The following is a 16771-nucleotide window of genomic DNA, read 5'->3' as shown; positions in this document are numbered from 1 at the left end:
TCTCCTCAACGGACGATACAGACACCGTCACCCAAGTATGCCTGCCGTCCCCGGTGCACGTACTCCGGTCGGCCGGGTGAGAGTCGGTGAACGCCCTCCTCGTCCTCGATGTGGGTTCCGTTCGTCGAACCCAGATCTGTGACGAGTACCCCATCCGAAGCGGGCACGAACAGGGCGTGCGTCTTGGACACGGAGTCCTCCGAACGGAGCACCGCGACGAGCTGCGCATCGGGGTGGGACTCGATCGGGGCCGGCCGGCGCCCGAGAACAATCGGCCCCAGAACTGGGATTACTGAGCCCTCAACCACCAGAGAACAGGCCGACACCGAGGTCGGCCTGGCGCTGAGAAGAACCGTTCCGGCCAGTCGGTCGAACCAGGTGCGCTGTTCAGCACGCCATAGTGAGAGGATCCACAACACCAGGGGGGCCAGGCCTGCGGTTGCCACCAAAGAGAGGCCCAAAAATGCGACGTAAATCACCGCTGAGCGTCCGGGCGGACCGTTTGTGTCCGCCACCCTCCGCAGCCGGACCCCCGTCACCAGCCCGCCGGGTGTGGCGCCTGTCATCGCCATCATGGCAGTCATCACAGCAATAAGCAGCACAACCGCCCCGACAGCGAATAAGATTCCACAGCAGCGCTCCGTGACGGCACACAGTGCGATGATGAGCCCCGCATCCACCAGCACGCGGACCACACGTCGGCGTGCGGATGCAGGCATAATTGTCGTATGTCGCTCTCGGGTCCTCATAGGACAGACATGGTAGGCGCCCAGCCCACTGCCTCGCAGTCGGACGAGGTCTCGGAAGGAACACACAGTGCAGATCGCGGTCACTCCTGATCCCCAGCGATGGGTGATCATCCCGCCCTTCCCACCGCCGGGATGGGCGCGGGAGGAGGCCAGGCACCGCAGCGCCCACCTGGGAGTGACCGGGCCGCAGTGGCGCTCCGAGCTGGAGTCCCTGCTCAACGAGCTGCAGGCCATGGAGCGCCAGGGCCGCTTCGCCCGCCTCATGCATATCGACGACGTCGCCCACCCGCCCTTCGTCATCGACCTCAGCCTGGAGATCGCCAAGGATGACGGCTCCAAGGAGGGGCGCCGCGCCACCCAGCGCCAGATCGTCGCCGCGCTCCTGCCCGAGGCCGAGCTGGTGCGCCTGCGGCCGGGCCCGGACATGGTGGGGTTCTCCGCCTTCTACGAGTCCAACGGCCCCACCCAGGGCGTCGTCGTCCTGAGGCTGGCGGGACTGCCCACGGTCCCGGTGGACCTGGTCATGCGCCTGTGGGGCGCCGCCGCTGAGGACATCGCCCCCAACCTGGATCATCTCGTCGAGCTGGCCCGCCAGGTCGCTCCCGTCGTCTGATCGGCGCAGACGGCCCGGGCGTTCGTGAGCGGCGACGTCACCGCTGACCTCCCCGATCCCTCTCCCCGAGCCCCGTTCCCTCCCCACCGCTTCCAGCGACAAGGCCCCGCCAGGGCGCGGGGGCAGCGCCCCTCAGGCCTCCAGCACCTCCGCCGCCTCGAGCCACTGCTCCTCCAGATCGGCGTGGATCGCCTCAGCGGCCACGAGCTCACGGCCGAGCCCGGCCAGCTCCCCCACCCGGTTCGGATCGGCCGAGACCTCCTCCATGCGCGCGTGCAGGGCGGCGAGAGACTGAGCCGCCCGCTCCATCTTCCGCTCAATGCGCCCCAGGGCCTTGCGGGCCTCGTGCCGACGGGCCCCGCTGGAAGCACTGCGCTCAGAAGAGGCCTCCGCTGCCGCCCGCGTCGCCGCCGATGCCGCAGCGCCCGCTGAGGCTCTGGGGCTCCCGGCGCCGACCATGGCCTCGCGGCGCATCTGGAGGTACTGCTCGACCCCGCCGGGCAGATCACGCACACTGCCGTCGCCCAAAAGCGCCACCTGGTGGTCGGTCACCCGTTCCAGGAGGTAGCGGTCGTGGGAGACGACCACGAGGGTGCCGGGAAAGGAGTCGAGGATGTCCTCGACGGCGGCCAGGGTGTCGGTGTCCAGGTCGTTGGTGGGCTCGTCGAGCAGGAGCACATTGGGCTCGGTCATGAGCAGGCGCAGGAGCTGGAGCCGGCGGCGCTCCCCGCCGCTGACCTCCCCGACCCGGGTCCAGGCCCGCTGACGGGTGAAGCCCAGGCGCTCCACGAGCTGGGCCGCCGTCATCTCCTTGTCCCCGACGACAACCCTCTCCCCCACCATGGCCACGGCCTCGACGACGCGCAGGTCCGCGAGCGCGTCGAGCTCGTGGGTGGACTGGGACAGGGTGGCCACCTGGACGGTCTTGCCGCGGGCGACACGGCCTTCAGTGGGATCCTGGACGCCTTCGAGCAGGCGCAGCAGGGTGGTCTTGCCGGCGCCGTTGACGCCGACGACGCCGACGCGCTCACCGGGGGCGAGCCGCCAGGTGACTCGGCGCAGGATCTCCCGCTGGGTCGCCTCGCCGGTGTCGGTGGGCGGCCCGGGGTAGCGCACGGTGACGTCCTCGAGGTCGAGGACCTTCTTGCCCAGGCGGGCGGTGGCCATGGCGGTCAGGGCCACGGTGTCGCGCGGGGGCGGCACGTCGGCGATGAGGGCCTCGGCGGCATCGATGCGGAAGCGGGGCTTGGAGGTGCGGGCGGGGGCGCCGCGGCGCAGCCAGGCCAGCTCCTTGCGCAGGAGGTTCTCCCGCTTGACGGCGGCCACCGCGGCCTGGCGGGCGCGCTCGGCCCGGGCCAGGACGTAGGCGGCGTACCCGCCGTCGTAGGTCTCGATACGACCGGCCACCTGGGGGCGCCCGCCGCCGGGGTCGATGCCGGGGACGACCTCCCACACGTTGGTGCAGATGGCGTCCAGGAACCAGCGGTCGTGGGTGACGGTGACCAGGGCGCCGGAGGCCCGGCCGCCCGGGCCGTTGAAGCGGGCCCGCAGGTGACGGGCGAGCCAGTCCACGCCCTCGACGTCGAGGTGGTTGGTGGGCTCGTCGAGGATGACGACGTCGGCGCGGCGGGTGAGGACCGCGGCCAGGGCGACGCGGCGGCGCTGGCCCCCGGAGAGGGTGGCGACGTCGGCGGACAGGTCGAGGTCGGCGATGAGGCCGGCATGGATGTCACGCACGGCCGGGTCGGAGGCCCACTCGTGCTCGGGGGCCTGGCCGTGGACGGCGGTGCGCACGGTGGTGCCCGGCACCAGGTCGTCGGCCTGGCTCAGGACCGCCACGCTCACGCCGCCGGTGCGGGTGACGCGGCCGCCGTCGGGCTCGCGCCGACCGGCCAGGGCCGCCAGGAAGGTGGACTTGCCGGCGCCGTTGGGGCCCAGGACGCCGACGCGGGTGCCGTCCTCCAGTCCCAGGGTGACCTCGTCCAGGAGCAGGCGGGAGCCGACCGTCAGGCGCAGGTTCTCCACGCCGAGCAGGTGCGCCATCAGCCCACCACCCGGGCGCCGGCCACGGGGGCGTCGGCGCGCAGGACGTCAGCGACCTGGCCCGAGGCCTTCAGTGCGCGCGAGACCCGTTGGGCACTGCCGGGGTCCTCGACGAGGGCGGCGATGGTGGGGCCGGAGCCGGAGACGATGGCGCGCAGGGCCCCGGCCTCCTCGGCCACGGCGATGACCTCGGCCAGCTCGGGACGCAGGTCGAGGGCGGCGGCCTGGAGGTCATTGTGGAGGGAGTCGGCCAGGGCGCGGGCGTCCCCGGCGCGCAGGGCAGCGGTGAGGGCCTCGGGCACGTCGCGCACGGCGGGCTGCCCGCCACCGGTCAGCTCATCGAAGCGCCGGAAGACCGCCGGGGTGGACAGGCCCTCCTCGGCCAGGGCGAAGACCCAGTGGTAGGCGCCCCGGGTCATGATCGGGGTGACCAGGTCGCCGCGGCCGCTCCCGACGGCGGTGGCCCCGGTCAGGGGGAAGGGGACGTCGGCCCCCAGGCGCGCGGCCAGGGCGGAGAGCTCGGGCAGGGACAGGCCCGTGCCCCACAGGGCGTTGCAGGCCACGAGGGCGGCGGCGGCGTCGGCGGATCCTCCGGCCATCCCGCCGGCGACGGGGACGCGCTTGCGCAGCAGGAGGTCGACGCCCTCGCTGACGCCGGTGGTCTGCGCCAGGAGCGTGGCGGCCCGCACGGCCAGGTTGGACTCGTCCACCGGCACGTCGCCGTCGGGCTCCTCGAGGGTGAGGGTGACGGTGCCGTGGTCCTGGGCGGACTGCCTGCGGGCGGTGACGGTCTCGATGAGGCGGACCGCCTGGAAGACCGTGGTGAGCGGGTGGTAGCCGTCGGGGCCGGGGGCGCCGACGGACAGGAAGAGGTTGACCTTGCCGGGGGCCTCGACGCGCACCGAGCTGGCCGAGCCGCTGCGGGGCGGCACGGTGGACTCGCGCGGACCGGCGGGGCCGTCGGGGACGGCATGCAGATGGCTCATGACTGCTCCTGTGAGGTGGGAGGCGTTGGCGCAGCGGTCTCGTCGGCGACGACGGGCTGCAGCACCTCGGCCAGGGCGGCGAAGGCGGTGATGTCGAGGGTCTCGCCGCGCCGGGTCGGGTCGATGCCGGCGGCGCGCAGGGCGGACTCGGCGGCGTCGGCCCCTCCGGCGAGCTTGGCCAGGGCCTTGCGCAGGGTCTTGCGGCGCTGGGCGAAGGCGGCGTCGACCACGGCGAAGACCTGCCCGCGGGTGGCGCGCGTGGTGGGGGGACGACGGCGCACGAGCTCGACGAGGGCGGAGTCGACGTTGGGCACGGGCCAGAAGACGTGGCGGGAGATGGTCAGGGTGCGGCGGGCCGCGGCGTACCAGGCGGCCTTGACGCTGGGGACCCCGTAGGTCCGCGAGCCGGGTTCGGCGGCGAGGCGGTCGGCGACCTCGGCCTGGACCATGACGGTGACGCTCTCCAGGCTGGGCAGGGCCTCCAGCGCGGTGAGCAGGACGGGGACGGCCACGTTGTAGGGCAGGTTCGCCACGAGGCGGGTGGGAGGGGGCCCGGCCTCGCCCAGCGAGTCCGGGCCGGTGATACTCAGCGCGTCGGCCTGGATGAGGGTCAGGCGGCCGGCGGCATACGGCATGCGGTCGGCGACGGTGACGGGCAGTGCCCGGGCCAGGGCGGGGTCGATCTCGACGGCGATCACTCGCGCCCCGGTCTCCAGGAGGGCCAGGGTCAGGGAGCCCAGACCCGGCCCGATCTCCAGGACCGTGTCCTGGGGGCGCACGCCCGCGCTCTTGACAATGCGGCGCACCGTGCCGGCGTCGTGGACGAAGTTCTGCCCCAACGTCTTGGTGGGGCGGATGCCCAGCGCCTGGGACAGGCCGCGGACCTCCGTGGGGCCCAGGAGGCCGGCGGCACGGGAACTCGGGGAGGCGCCATGATCCTCAGGATCCTCAGGATCCCGAGGGCCCGGGTGGGGGTGCTCCGCGAGGGCGGCATCGGCGGGGGGCTCGGAGGTGGCCTCACAGGCTCCTGCAGGGTCGGGCCCGTCGGTGGGGGCGGCTCCTGCCGGGGGCACCTGTGAATCGGGGGCCGGCAACGTCATGAGGACACAGTAACCGGCGCCCGCCTTTTGTCACTGTGAGATATCTGGGAACATGCCGCATGCTCTCTGCATCATTCACTCCGGGGTCTGCGCGGCACCCCGGACGCGGCTCGGGCCGCTCAGCGCAGGCCGAGTTTGTCGGCGCAGCCGGGCCACTGGCCCCAGCCGGCCTGGGCCTGAAGCTTCTTGGCCATGGCGGTCTGGGTGGCGGCATCGGCCTCGTAGGGGTAGCCGGTTCCGCCCAGGGACTGCCAGGTCTCCAGGGTGAACTGGTACATGCCGTAGAAGCCGTTGCCGGTGTTGGTGGCCGGGTTGCCGCCTGACTCGCACTGGGCGAGCTGGGCCCAGACGTCGTCGCCGACCTCGCCTCCGGTCGTGCCGGCGCTGCCGCCGGACGCCGAACCACCAGAGCCTCCGGAGGACTCCGACGACGCCGAGGGTGCCTGAGTCTGACCCTGCCCCTGGGACTGAGCCTGGCCCTGAGACTGTTCCGGCTTGCTCTCCTGCTTCTTGGCCGCGCCGGTGCCGACCAGCACGACCTCATCAACCTTCTGGGTGACGACGACCTGAGCGACGGGAGTACGGGAGACCTCCTTGCCGCCCACGGTGGTGACCTCGTAGGTGGTGCGCACGACGCCGTCGACACCGGCTGTGGCCACCTTGGTCTCACCTTCGGACAGATCGCCGCTCTCCTGCTGGACCGAGCCGTGGGGGTCGGTGGCGTCGACCGTCTCGGTGGTCACCTTCTGGGTGCTCGGCGTGACCGAGACCCGGCTGCGACCGCCTTCAGCCCCCAGACCATCGGTGCCCTTCGCGGCCGCCTCGACACCGGAGGTGCGTGAGGGCTCCCCCGCGCGGACAGCGGCGTACGCGGCCCCGGAGACCGCGACCGACAGAGCCAGGGCCGCCAGACCGGCGCGCAGCGCGATAGCGCGCATGCTGTGTTGCCCATGTTGCCCATGCTCCCCAAGGGCCGTCTCCTGCGGGACCGGCGCCTGCGGCTCCTCCGGCAGGGCGTGGGCGTGGGAACGGGCGAGGGGAGTCATGGGGAGACGTCCTTCCAGTTGACGGCGAGTGCCACGGTAGTGGAAGCGTCACGGCGGCGACAATGAGCCACCTCACGCCGGCGTGACCTGCGTCCCATGACAATGGCGACAGCGCCAGTCCCACTGGGAGACGGGCGCCGTCGACGACGTTCCGGGCGACTACTTCGGCTCAGTACCAGCCGACGGACTCGGAGTGGGCCCAGGCCGAGCAGGGGGTGCCGTAGCGGCCCGAGATGTAGTTCAGGCCCCAGGTGATCTGGGTGCTGGGGTTGGTGGCCCAGTCGTCGGCGACCTCGCTCATCTTGGTGCCGGGCAGCGCCTGGGGGATGCCGTAGGCGCCCGAGGAGGCGTTCTCGGCCTGGTAGTTCCAGCTGGACTCACGGGTCCACAGGCTCTCCAGGCAGGAGAACTCCGAGTCCCCCCAGCCGTGGCTGGCCATCATGGAGCGGGCAATGGCCTTGGCGCTGTCGGGGTCGGTCCCCGCGCCGGGGTTGGCCGCGGGAGCCGGAGTGCTGCCGTTCGAGCCCTCGCTGCCCCCGTTGGCCTGGGCGGCCTGCCCGTCACCGGCGGACTGGGCCTGCTGGGCGGCCTGCTGCTGATCCTGCTGCGCCTGCTGATCCTGCTGCTCTCCAGTACCTACCAGGACGACCTCGTCCACCTTCTTGGTGACGACGACCTGGGCGACGGGGGTGCGGGAGACCTCCTTGCCGTCCTGGGTGGTGACCTCGTAGGTGGTGCGCACGAGACCGTCAACGCCGGCGGTCTCAACCTTGGTCTCACCCTTGGGCAGGGAGTCGGTCTCCTTCTTCACCGTGCTGTGAACCTGCGGCTCGTCGACGGTGGTGGTGGAGGTCTGGGCGCTGGCGATCTTGCCGGCGCCGGCCTTCGGGGTGGCAGCGGCCTTGGCCTGTCCGTCCGACTCGCCACCGATCAACCCGAAGGAGCCGCCCGAGGAGGAACGCCCCTCGTCATCCCCCGCGGAGATGGCCGCGTAGGCGGCACCGGAGACCGCCAGGGAGAAGGCCGCAGCAGCACCCCCCGCCTTGAAGAGCATGGGGGTCAGGGAGGTCTTGGCAGGCCCCTCGGCGCGACGACGGCCGTGACTTGCGGAGACGGCCCGCTTCTTGGAGGCCAAGGACCCGAGGCCGGCGAGTGTAGTACTCAGGGAGCTGGTCTGGGAGTGACGACCCACGATAGAACTTCCTTCGTTTTGACGACTGCATGTCACCGTAACCGATGACCCAAGGGCGTGCCAATGCACCTGCTCACACCCTGTGGGCTTGTGATGGAACCGTGCAGATAGGCCCTGATTCCAACCTGTCTCCCACCTGGGACACCCCTGGACGAACGGTGGCAACCTGGGAGGCAACGTCCGGACAAAATCGGCCGTACCGGGACGGTCGCGGGGTCTTTTCCTTTCCCTCCGATGGCGGGCATCCTCCCCGCAGGACGTCAGGGTCCATAAGTCGGAGTCTTAGACGGATCCCGTCGCCCCTCGGCGGCCGACGGCGATCACCAGGTCCCGTAAACCGTCTCGGTGGTGGCCTGCAGACGCCGGCAGAGGTCTTCCTCACTCAGGCCCCGCTGCTCGGCCAGGAAGCGGACCGTGTCGCCCAGCAGGTAGGAGGCGTTGGGGCGGCCGCGCCAGCGCTTGGGCGGGAGGTAGGGGGCGTCGGTCTCCACCAGGAGCAGCGCCTCGGGCAGGGCGGCGACTGCCTCCCGCAGGGTGTCGTTGGCCGGGTAGGTGAGCGGGCCGGCGATGGAGGCGTACCAGCCGTGCTCGGCGCAGGCGGCGGCCAGCTGCGGCCCGCCTGAGAAGCAGTGGAAGACGGTGCGATCGGGGGCGCCATCGGCCTTGAGAACCTCCACGCAGGCGGCGTGCGCGTCACGGTCGTGGATCTGCAGGGGCAGGTCGAGGTCCTTGGCCAGGGCGATGTGCGCCCGGAAGGCCTCGCGCTGGGCGACGGCCCCCTTTTCACCGGTTCGGAAGAAATCCAGACCACTCTCCCCGACAGCGATGACGACGTCGGCGTTCGCCCTGAGCGTCTCCTCCAGGCGGACCATGACCTCCTCGAGCGGCTCGGCATGGTGCTCCTGAGCCCGGGGCTCGAGCCCGTCGGGGCCGGTCTCGCGCACCCCGGCGTGGAGGACGGCCTCGTTGGGGTGCACGGCCAGGGCCACACGCACGCCGGGCAGCTGGCGCGCCAGTGCCAGGCTCTCCTGCCAGGTGGTGACCTCACAGGCGGAGGTCACCACGCGGGTCACACCCACGGCGGCGGCGCGCGCGACCAGCTCAGCGGCACTCAGCGGCGCCTCGGAGCCGGGGCCGCCGGCGTCCGCCGCGACCGGCAGGTGCGTGTGGTTGTCTGTGACCGGGGCCGCCAGGGGGGCGACGGCGTCGGCCGGCGGCCAGGAGCGGTCTCGCTTCCTCGATCCCATGCGCCCTCAGAAGCCGGTGACGTCGTCGGGCACGGAGCCGGCGTAACGGGCCAGCTCGGCCTCGACGATCGACTCGTCCAACTTGGTGAACACCGGGGCCGGCTTGGCCACGGGGGTGCCGACGGTCACCGGGTGACGTCCCCAGGTCGGGGCGTCCTGATAGTCGCCGGTGATGATCGGGTAACCGGTGCGGCCGTCGAAGGCCTCGGGCAGGTGTTCGGGGTCGAGCTCGGCGACCTCCTCGATGCGGGGCATCGGGGCGATCCGGCCGGACCCGCCCAGGACCCGGTCGACGTCGTTGGCGGCGTGCGGCAGGAAGGGCGAGAGCATGAGGTTGAGGTCAGTGACTGCCTGGGCCAGTGTGTGCAGGACCGTGGCCAGACGGGCCTGGGTGGCGGGGTCCTCGCCCTTGAGCTTGAAGGGCTGGGTGTCGGCCACGTACTTGTTGGCCTCGCCGACCAGGCGCATCGCCTCCCCCAGGGCGGCCTTCTGGCGGTGCTGGGAGATGAGGTCGCCCACGGAGGCGAAGCCGGCCTCGACGGCGTCGAGCAGGGCCCGGTCGATGTCCTGAAGCTCGCCGGGCTCGGGGATCTGTCCGAAGCGCTTGTGGATCATGGAGGCGGTGCGGTTGACCAGGTTGCCCCAGCCGGCCACGAGCTCGCCGTTGGTGCGCCGCACGAACTCCGCCCAGGTGAAGTCCGCGTCCGCGGTCTCCGGGCCGGCCGCGCAGATGAAGTAGCGCAGGGCGTCGGCCTGGTAGCGCTCGAGGAAGTCGCGCACATAGATGACGATGCCGTGGGAGGAGGAGAACTTCTTGCCCTCCATGGTGAGGAACTCGCTGGAGACGACCTCGGTGGGCAGGTTGAGCACGCCTAGGCGCCCGGGCTCGCCGCCGGCCGCGCCCTGGCCGTTGTAGCCCAGGAGCTCGGCGGGCCAGATCTGGGAGTGGAAGACGATGTTGTCCTTGCCCATGAAGTAGTAGGACAGGGCCTGGGGGTCGTTCCACCAGGCGCGCCACGCCTCGGGGTCGCCGCTGCGGCGCGCCCACTCCACGGAGGCGGACAGGTAGCCGATGACGGCGTCGAACCAGACGTAGAGGCGCTTGGTGGGCTGGTCCTCCCAGCCGGGCACCGGGATGCCCCAGTCGATGTCCCGGGTCATGGCGCGCGGACGGATGTCCCCCAGGAGGTTCTGGGAGAACTTGATGACGTTGGGCCGCCAGGTGCCGGAGGCCTCACGCTCGTCGAGCCAGGCGCCCAGGGCCTGAGCCAGGGCGGGCAGGTCAAGGAACCAGTGGGTGGTCTCCACGAACTCGGGGGTCTCGCCGTTGATCCGCGAGCGCGGGCTGATGAGGTCGGTGGGGTCGAGCTGGTTGCCGCAGGTGTCGCACTGGTCCCCGCGGGCGCCCTCGGCGCCGCAGATCGGGCAGGTGCCCTCGATGTAGCGGTCAGGCAGGGTGCGCCCGGTGGAGGGGGAGATCGCCGAGCGGGTCACCTGCTGGACCATGTAGCCGTTGTCCCGCACGGTGGTGAACATGTCCTGGACCACGTGGTAGTGGTTGCCGGCGGTGGTGCGGGTGAACAGGTCGTAGGACAACCCCAGAGCCACGAGGTCCTCGACAATGAGCCGGTTGTTGCGGTCGGCGAGCTCCCGGGCGCTGAGGCCCTCCTCGTCGGCGGCGACGAGGATCGGGGTGCCGTGTTCATCGGTGCCCGAGACCATGAGGACGTCATGACCGGCCATGCGCATGTAGCGTGAGAAGACGTCAGAGGGAACACCGAAGCCGGCGACGTGGCCGATGTGACGCGGGCCGTTGGCGTACGGCCAGGCGACTGCGGACAGGATGTGGGTCATGGAGGTCAGCCTATCGGGTTCCGCGGCCGCTTCAGTCCAGGGCCACGGATCTGGTCCACGGCCTGCGGGGGTGCACCGTCACCCGGTAGTCTGTCCGAGTCGTGCGGCTCCCGCCCGGTGATTGTTCCGACATATCGACGCCTCCTGTGAGGTCTCGGGTGCGCTGCGGGCTTCCGGCATCACCATGCTGCCGTGCACGCCGTCATGACGTGTTCCCACGCGCCTCTCACACGGACACGATGGACCAGAAAGGCCAGTTATGTCCCAGTACCCCGGCTCCCAGTACCCAGCGAGCCCAGCCGGCTGGTCGGCCAACGGCTACGACCCGGCTCTCGCCGGCGCTCAGTCTTCGCAGTACCCGCCGGCCGCACCATTCCAGACGCCTCAGGGCGGTTACTCAGGTGCCGCGAGCCAGCCGGCGACGTCCAAGAGCCTGGCCGCCCCGACGGCCTTGGCGGTGGCCGGCCTGGCCATCCTCCTCATCGCCATCATCGGCGGAATCGGCTCGGCGGTCACCCGCGGCCAGTTCAACGCCACCGTCACCAGCCTGCCGGATGACCAGGCCGCCACGGTGGAGCTGGACAAGGGCAGCACCTACGGGCTGTTCTACAGCGACGGCGACGACGCGCCGGAGTGCTCGGTGACCTCTCCTGATGGCGACGACGTCGACACGAAGTCCAGCTCGTCGTCCACGAAGGTCAAGGGCGGCAAGCTCTTCTCGACCTTCTCCTCCAAGAAGTCGGGCGCCTACACCGTTGACTGCAATAGCACTGCAGGGGTCTCCGTCGGTGAGATCATCGCCCCCTCGTCGGCGACGGCCACCCTGCTGTCACTGTTCGGGGCCGTCGGCGCGATCATCATGGCGGTCGTGGGTCTGGCGATGGGTGCCGGCGGCATGGCCTGGCGCTCCAAGCTGGCCGCCACTGGCACGGCCCCGGCTGCGGCAGGTGAGGCCTTCAGCACAACGGCCGGTGCGACGCCCGGGACTCCGACCGTCTACACCCAGGGGACTTGGCAGTCCGACCAGCAGCCGCAGGCGGCGCAGTACGCCCAGCAGCCCCAGTACCAGCAGCCGGAGCCGACCCCCCAGCAGGCCCCCTACGCGGCTTCGGCTGCGGGGGCGGGAGCCCAGCCCCAGTACTCGCAGGTGGCCCCGACCGCCCAGTTCGGGTGGACGGGTCAGCAATCGGCTCAGCAACCTGCGCAGCAGCAGGCTCAGCCCGCACAGCCCTCGGTGTTCACCCAGCCCGTGCAGCAGGGGCAGCAGCAGGCTCAGCCCGGGCAGCCGGGCCCGTACCAGCAGCCCGGCGGCTGGCCGGCCCAGTAGCCCACCTCTGGCAACGCATGGGTGCCCTCACCGAGACAATCGGTGAGGGCACCCATGGTGTTCGGGGCGATTCGGGGCCCGACCCCGGCGACCGGCCCCGGTGGCCGGTGCGAGCAGTCCTTCAGTGGGAGGGCACCAGCTCGATGCCGGCAGCACTCATGTCGGCGCGGGCGGCGCGCCCCAGCTCGGGGCTGACCGGTTCGGTCAGATCGGTCAGGACCCGCACCCGGTAGCCCTGCCGGACCGCGTCCAGGGCGGTGTCCTTGACGCAGTGGGACTCGGCCAGGCCGACGACGTCAACGGCCTCGATTCCAGCGGCGCTGAGGATGTCGGCCAGGGTGCGTCCGTCCTCGTCAACGCCCTCGAAGCCGGAGTAGGCGGCGGCGTACTGGCCCTTCTTCACGGCGGCGTCGGCCTCCAGGGCGCTCAGGGCGGGGTGGAGCTGGGCCTCGGCGGAGTCAGCCACGCCGTGAACGGGCCAGGTGTCGATGAAGTCGGGTTCGCTGGAGAAGTGCTCACCGGGGTCGATGTGCCAGTCCTGGGTGGTGACCACCAGGTCGTAGTCCCCCCGGTGGGAGGACAGGTGGGCGGCTATGCGCTCGGCGACGGCGTTGCCGCCGGTCACCGGCAGGGCGCCTCCTTCGCAGAAGGTGGGCTGGACGTCGACGATGATGAGGGCCCGCCGAGCGGGGGCCTGGGAACCGGTGCGGTGCTCGGTGTTCATGACACGACCATAGCGGGATCGGCCCCGACAGGAGCCCGGTCGGCTCAGTCTGTGGTGTCACGCAGCGCCAGGGACGCGCGGTAGACCTCGTTGGGGCGCAGACCGGCCTCACCGGCCGCCTGGGCCGCGGCTGCCTTGAGGCGCATGCCGGCCTCGGCCAGCGCCAGGGCCTTGCGCGCGGCGGCCTCAGGGCTGGCGGCGACAGGCTCGGCTCCGGCGACCACGAGGACCACCTCCCCCAGGACGCCGTCGGCCGTGGCCAGGGCCAGCTCGGACAAGGGGGCCCGCAGCACCTGCTCATGGGTCTTGGTCAGCTCCCGGCACAGTGCCGCGGGGCGTTCGGCGCCGAGAGCCTCGGCCATGGCGACCAGGGAGTCGTGGACGCGGCGGGGGGACTCCAGGAAGATCATGGTGCGCTCCTGGGTGCCCAGGGACTCCAGGGCCCGGCGCCGCTCCCCCGGCCTGCGCGGGAGGAATCCCTCGAAGCAGAAGCGGTCGGAGGCCAGTCCGGACAGGGCCAGGGCGGTCAGCACCGCTGAGGGGCCCGGTGCGACCGTGACGGGCACCTGCTCGCGCACCGCCGCCTGGACGAGTCGGTACCCGGGGTCGGAGACCGAGGGCATGCCGGCATCGGAGACGACCAGGACGCGCAGGCCGGCGCGGGCGGCCTCGAGCAGCTCGGCGGCGCGCTCGCGCTCGTTGTGCTCGTGGAAGGCGATGACGCGCCCTCGGGGCTCGACGTCGAGGCGCTGGGCCAGGGACCGCAACCGGCGGGTGTCCTCGGCGGCGATGAGGTCGGCCTGCTCCAGGGCGCGACGCAGACGCAGTGAGGCGTCAGAGACATTGCCGATCGGGGTGGCAGCCAGGGTGATCGTCCCGCCGCGCAGGTCCGGGCTGTGGGCGGCGGGAGCATCGACGGGATCAACGTCGGCGTCGTCGGCGGCGGCAGGTGGGGGCGGGCTGCTCTCAGTCATAGGACACAGTATGTCGGTGCGCCCTCGATGTAGCCTCCGCCTACACTCGGGGTGTGACGACTCTGAGCGCGCTGTCTCCCGAACAGTCCCCCGAGCAGTCCCGCGACGGTTCCCCCGGCCCGGACGCGGAGCAGGAACGAGCACAGGAAGCCGCCCCGGCGCGGGACGAGGCCACGAGCCCCGCGCCGGTCGAGGTCGCCGTCGCCGAGCCCGTCATCACCGAACGCGACACCGAGCCCGCCGCCGAGCGCACCGAGGCCGAACTGCGCACCATGCTCGGGCTGGGCCCGGTGGGTGCCGTGATGCCCCTCGGCGTGAGGGCCCGCGGGTGGATCGTCACCGGCGTCGTCGGCGTCATCGCCGCCCTGCTACGCCTCATCGGACTGAACCACCCCAAGACACTCATGTTCGATGAGATCTACTACGTCAAGGACGCCTACTCCCTGTGGCACCTGGGCTATGAGGCCGCGTGGGACGACAAGGCCGGCTCGGCTGACGCGGCCTTCGCCATGGGGGACTTCTCCAAGCTCACCGACAGCGCCGCCTACGTCGTCCACCCGCAGCTGGGCAAGTGGCTCATCGGCGCCGGCATGGAGATCTTCGGGCCGGAGTCGCCCTTCGGTTGGCGGTTCATGCCGGCCGTCGCCGGGATCCTCACGGTGATGCTGCTGGCGCGCCTGACGATGCGCCTGACGCGCTCACCGCTGCTGGCGGGCCTGGCCGGGCTGCTCCTGGCGATCGACGGCGTGGCCCTGACCGAGTCCCGCATCGGGCTGCTGGACGTGTTCATCGGTTTCTTCGCCACCTTGTCCCTGTACTGCCTGGTCCGCGACCGGGAGTGGTCACGGGCGCGACTGGCCCGCAGGATGGCGGGGACCACGCCCGGGGCGCGCGCCCCGCACGCCACCATCCGTCCCTGGCTGCTGGCCGCGGGCATCGCGCTGGGGCTGACCTGCTCCATCAAGTGGTCGGGGCTCTACCTCGTGGCGGTATCCGGCATCGCCGTCGTCATCTGGGACACTCTGGCGCTACGGCGAGTGCGCGCACGGGCCTGGTTCCTGGAGGGGACGGTCGCCCAGGGCGTGAGCGACTTCCTGCAGGCGATTCCGGTGGTCATCGTGGTCTACGTCGGCTGCTGGTGGTCCTGGTTCACCCACCTGGGTGCCTTCAAGCACGGCTGGACGGCCGAGCAGATCAAGCAGGGGCTGCCGGTTCCCGCCCCCTGGCTGTCCGGTTACGTCGACAACTCGGTGTTCGAGAAGATCAACGACTTCATCGCCTACCACCAGCAGATGTACGAGTTCCACGTGGGCCTGGACGCCCCGCACACGTACCAGTCGAAGCCCTCGGGCTGGCTGCTGCAGACCCGCCCGACCTCCTTCTTCTGGGAGGACAAGGCTCAGGTGCCGCAGACCTGCGGGGGTGGGGATTGCATTCAGGCCATCACCTCGATCGGGAACATCGTCATCTGGTGGTCGGCCGTGGTGGCGCTGGTGGCCGTGGTCATCATCGGGGTCAAGAACCGCGACTGGCGGGCCTGGGTGCCGCTCATCGGCTACCTGGGCCTGTACGTGCCCTGGTTCCAGTACCGGGATCGCACCATCTTCACCTTCTACACGGTGGCCTTCGTGCCCTGCGTTGTGCTCGTCCTCGTGCTGGCGCTGGGCATGGCCTCCGGGCTGCTGCCACCGCTGCCGGGCTCGGCGAGCGCCGACACCCAGTTGGAGGCTCTCCTCAGGCGGCAGATCGGCCCGGGCATCCGGCCGTGGCGCGGCATGGGCGCCAGATTCCTGGGCTTCGGCCCGCAGTTCGCGCGCACACCCGTGTGGACGCCGCCGGTGGAGGAGACCGACCCCGGGATCTACCGCATCAACCCGGCTCTGGTCGACGTCGACGACGACCTCGAGCCCGGCGTCCCCTTCAGCGACCCGCGGACCGATGCGGCCCTGGCGCGCAGCTACGACGAGTTGACCGGCTACCCGGCCCCGTCGACATCGGGGGACACCACCAAGCCGGCGTGGTCCGACGGCGGGGTGCCACGGCTGGCTGGCCGCCGCAGCCCGTGGGACTCCTTGGCGAAGTGGACGATGGCCCCCACGTGGCAGATCCGCACCGAGGGCATCGGCCTCATCATCGTGGTCACGCTTCTGGCCTGCGTGGCAACGGCCTTCTGGTGGCCGATCTGGACCGGGCAGACGGTCTCACGCTCCTTCTGGGTCTCCCACATGTTCCTGTCGTCCTGGATCTAAGTCCCCTGGGTCCGCGGCGACGACGGTGATGTGCTGATCGCCGCCGGGATGCTCCAGCTCGTCGACGACGGCGAGAGCCAGGTCCTCAGGGCTGATGCGGGACTCACCATGGGCGTCCCGCAGAAGCGTGGTGGTTCCGCGGCGGTAGGAGCCGGTGGCATCTCCTGGAGCGAAGATCGCCGGAGGGCTGAGATAGACCCAGCCCTTGTAGTTGTGCGCCTGGCACGCCCGGAACTGATCGAGGCTTGCCTGGGCCACGTCTCTCCAGGCCGGCGGCACAATGGTGGGGTCTTCAATGGCGAGGGTGCCGGGATTGCCGGGCGAGCTCAGCGGAGCCGCGCCCCCGATGATGAGCAGGGGCGTTCGGTTCCTGAAAGCGGCGTCCAGGACGGCCGTCGTCAGTTGGGCCAGGTCGCTCTCGTGACCTGCGGGCGGACGCAGTGCGACCACAGCGGCGTCACTGTCTTTCAGGAGACCGGCCACGCTCTCGCCGTCAGCCACGCATGGGAGAGGCGAGCCGAAGCGGGCGCAGAACCCTTGTGCTGGTTGTGTGGGCGGGGGGTGCGGCTCGGGGTGGGTGATCGTGCTGTTCCCCGGGTTATCGAGGTGGGTTTCGTGCCGTCCCGGTGCGGGGATGCGGGGATAGGTTCAGCCCCGGGGGTGCTCC

General features: G+C 71.2%; 14 protein-coding genes. 3 read left to right on the top strand and 11 right to left on the bottom strand.

Features of this window, described 5'->3' with window-relative positions:
• Positions 1-5: 5 nt before the first annotated feature.
• Positions 6-719 (bottom strand): FHA domain-containing protein, encoded by a 714-nt coding sequence (locus FK267_RS04365; protein ID WP_198498130.1) that lies wholly within the window; start codon positions 717-719, stop codon positions 6-8.
• A gap of 97 nt (positions 720-816) precedes the next feature.
• On the opposite strand from FK267_RS04365, the gene FK267_RS04360 reads away from it, so the two are divergent.
• A complete protein-coding gene (locus tag FK267_RS04360) occupies positions 817-1362 on the top strand; it encodes a hypothetical protein (protein ID WP_003780678.1) in 546 nt (181 codons plus the stop codon).
• Positions 1363-1494: 132 nt separating this feature from the next.
• Here the strand turns inward: FK267_RS04360 and FK267_RS04355 are convergent, their stop codons facing one another.
• The 7 genes from FK267_RS04355 to metG form a co-directional block, all read right to left on the bottom strand.
• Complete coding sequence (locus FK267_RS04355) at positions 1495-3405, bottom strand: ABC-F family ATP-binding cassette domain-containing protein (protein ID WP_141406413.1); 1911 nt, start codon at positions 3403-3405, stop codon at positions 1495-1497.
• Positions 3405-4391 carry a 4-(cytidine 5'-diphospho)-2-C-methyl-D-erythritol kinase gene (locus FK267_RS04350; protein ID WP_141406412.1) on the bottom strand — a complete coding sequence of 329 codons (987 nt, stop codon included), beginning with the start codon at positions 4389-4391 and terminating at the stop codon, positions 3405-3407. The genes FK267_RS04355 and FK267_RS04350 overlap by 1 nt, the downstream gene beginning before the upstream one ends.
• Positions 4388-5491, bottom strand: coding sequence for a 16S rRNA (adenine(1518)-N(6)/adenine(1519)-N(6))-dimethyltransferase RsmA (rsmA, locus tag FK267_RS04345; protein WP_141406411.1), 1104 nt, complete (start codon positions 5489-5491; stop codon positions 4388-4390). The genes FK267_RS04350 and rsmA overlap by 4 nt, the downstream gene beginning before the upstream one ends.
• 119 nt (positions 5492-5610) lie before the next feature.
• The gene (locus tag FK267_RS04340) at positions 5611-6537 is read right to left on the bottom strand and encodes a resuscitation-promoting factor (RefSeq protein ID WP_141406410.1); all 927 of its coding nucleotides are present in this window, start codon (positions 6535-6537) and stop codon (positions 5611-5613) included.
• Positions 6538-6706: 169 nt separating this feature from the next.
• On the bottom strand, positions 6707-7729 hold the full coding sequence (locus FK267_RS04335) for a G5 domain-containing protein (protein ID WP_141406409.1): 1023 nt from the start codon (positions 7727-7729) through the stop codon (positions 6707-6709).
• 320 nt (positions 7730-8049) lie between these two features.
• Entirely contained in the window at positions 8050-8976 is a 927-nt protein-coding gene (locus FK267_RS04330) for a TatD family hydrolase (RefSeq protein ID WP_141406408.1), read from the bottom strand.
• 6 nt (positions 8977-8982) lie between these two features.
• Positions 8983-10830 (bottom strand): methionine--tRNA ligase, encoded by a 1848-nt coding sequence (metG, locus tag FK267_RS04325; RefSeq protein ID WP_141406407.1) that lies wholly within the window; start codon positions 10828-10830, stop codon positions 8983-8985.
• Positions 10831-11089: 259 nt separating this feature from the next.
• On the opposite strand from metG, the gene FK267_RS04320 reads away from it, so the two are divergent.
• Positions 11090-12157, top strand: a complete 1068-nt coding sequence (locus FK267_RS04320; RefSeq protein WP_141406406.1) for a hypothetical protein — start codon at positions 11090-11092, stop codon at positions 12155-12157.
• A gap of 121 nt (positions 12158-12278) precedes the next feature.
• Here FK267_RS04320 and FK267_RS04315 read toward each other — a convergent pair whose 3' ends face one another.
• Both FK267_RS04315 and rsmI read right to left on the bottom strand, forming a co-directional pair.
• On the bottom strand, positions 12279-12881 hold the full coding sequence (locus FK267_RS04315) for an isochorismatase family protein (RefSeq protein ID WP_070510127.1): 603 nt from the start codon (positions 12879-12881) through the stop codon (positions 12279-12281).
• 44 nt (positions 12882-12925) lie between these two features.
• Entirely contained in the window at positions 12926-13855 is a 930-nt protein-coding gene (rsmI, locus tag FK267_RS04310) for a 16S rRNA (cytidine(1402)-2'-O)-methyltransferase (RefSeq protein ID WP_141406405.1), read from the bottom strand.
• A gap of 53 nt (positions 13856-13908) precedes the next feature.
• On the opposite strand from rsmI, the gene FK267_RS04305 reads away from it, so the two are divergent.
• A complete protein-coding gene (locus FK267_RS04305; RefSeq protein ID WP_141406404.1) occupies positions 13909-16104 on the top strand; it encodes a dolichyl-phosphate-mannose--protein mannosyltransferase in 2196 nt (731 codons plus the stop codon).
• Here the strand turns inward: FK267_RS04305 and FK267_RS04300 are convergent.
• The gene (locus tag FK267_RS04300) at positions 16057-16605 is read right to left on the bottom strand and encodes an NAD(P)-dependent oxidoreductase (protein WP_232622506.1); all 549 of its coding nucleotides are present in this window, start codon (positions 16603-16605) and stop codon (positions 16057-16059) included. The genes FK267_RS04305 and FK267_RS04300 overlap by 48 nt on opposite strands.
• Between the last annotated feature and the right edge of the window lie 166 nt (positions 16606-16771).

Origin of the sequence: Actinomyces oris, assembly GCF_006546825.1 — a bacterium.
Classification (GTDB): Bacteria; Actinomycetota; Actinomycetes; order Actinomycetales; family Actinomycetaceae; genus Actinomyces; species Actinomyces oris.
Note: the sequence above shows the minus strand (reverse complement) of the source record. Positions and strands in the feature narration are given on the sequence as shown.

What these genes read in the sequence shown, in the direction of transcription:
- FK267_RS04365 (WP_198498130.1), bottom strand. Translation starts at nt 719, where the DNA reads ATGCCTGCATCCGCACGCCGACGTGTGGTCCGCGTGCTGGTGGATGCG.
- FK267_RS04355 (WP_141406413.1), bottom strand. Translation starts at nt 3,405, where the DNA reads ATGGCGCACCTGCTCGGCGTGGAGAACCTGCGCCTGACGGTCGGCTCC.
- FK267_RS04350 (WP_141406412.1), bottom strand. Translation starts at nt 4,391, where the DNA reads ATGAGCCATCTGCATGCCGTCCCCGACGGCCCCGCCGGTCCGCGCGAG.
- rsmA (WP_141406411.1), bottom strand. Translation starts at nt 5,491, where the DNA reads ATGACGTTGCCGGCCCCCGATTCACAGGTGCCCCCGGCAGGAGCCGCC.
- FK267_RS04340 (WP_141406410.1), bottom strand. Translation starts at nt 6,537, where the DNA reads ATGACTCCCCTCGCCCGTTCCCACGCCCACGCCCTGCCGGAGGAGCCG.
- FK267_RS04330 (WP_141406408.1), bottom strand. Translation starts at nt 8,976, where the DNA reads ATGGGATCGAGGAAGCGAGACCGCTCCTGGCCGCCGGCCGACGCCGTC.
- metG (WP_141406407.1), bottom strand. Translation starts at nt 10,830, where the DNA reads ATGACCCACATCCTGTCCGCAGTCGCCTGGCCGTACGCCAACGGCCCG.
- FK267_RS04320 (WP_141406406.1), top strand. Translation starts at nt 11,090, where the DNA reads ATGTCCCAGTACCCCGGCTCCCAGTACCCAGCGAGCCCAGCCGGCTGG.
- FK267_RS04315 (WP_070510127.1), bottom strand. Translation starts at nt 12,881, where the DNA reads ATGAACACCGAGCACCGCACCGGTTCCCAGGCCCCCGCTCGGCGGGCC.
- rsmI (WP_141406405.1), bottom strand. Translation starts at nt 13,855, where the DNA reads ATGACTGAGAGCAGCCCGCCCCCACCTGCCGCCGCCGACGACGCCGAC.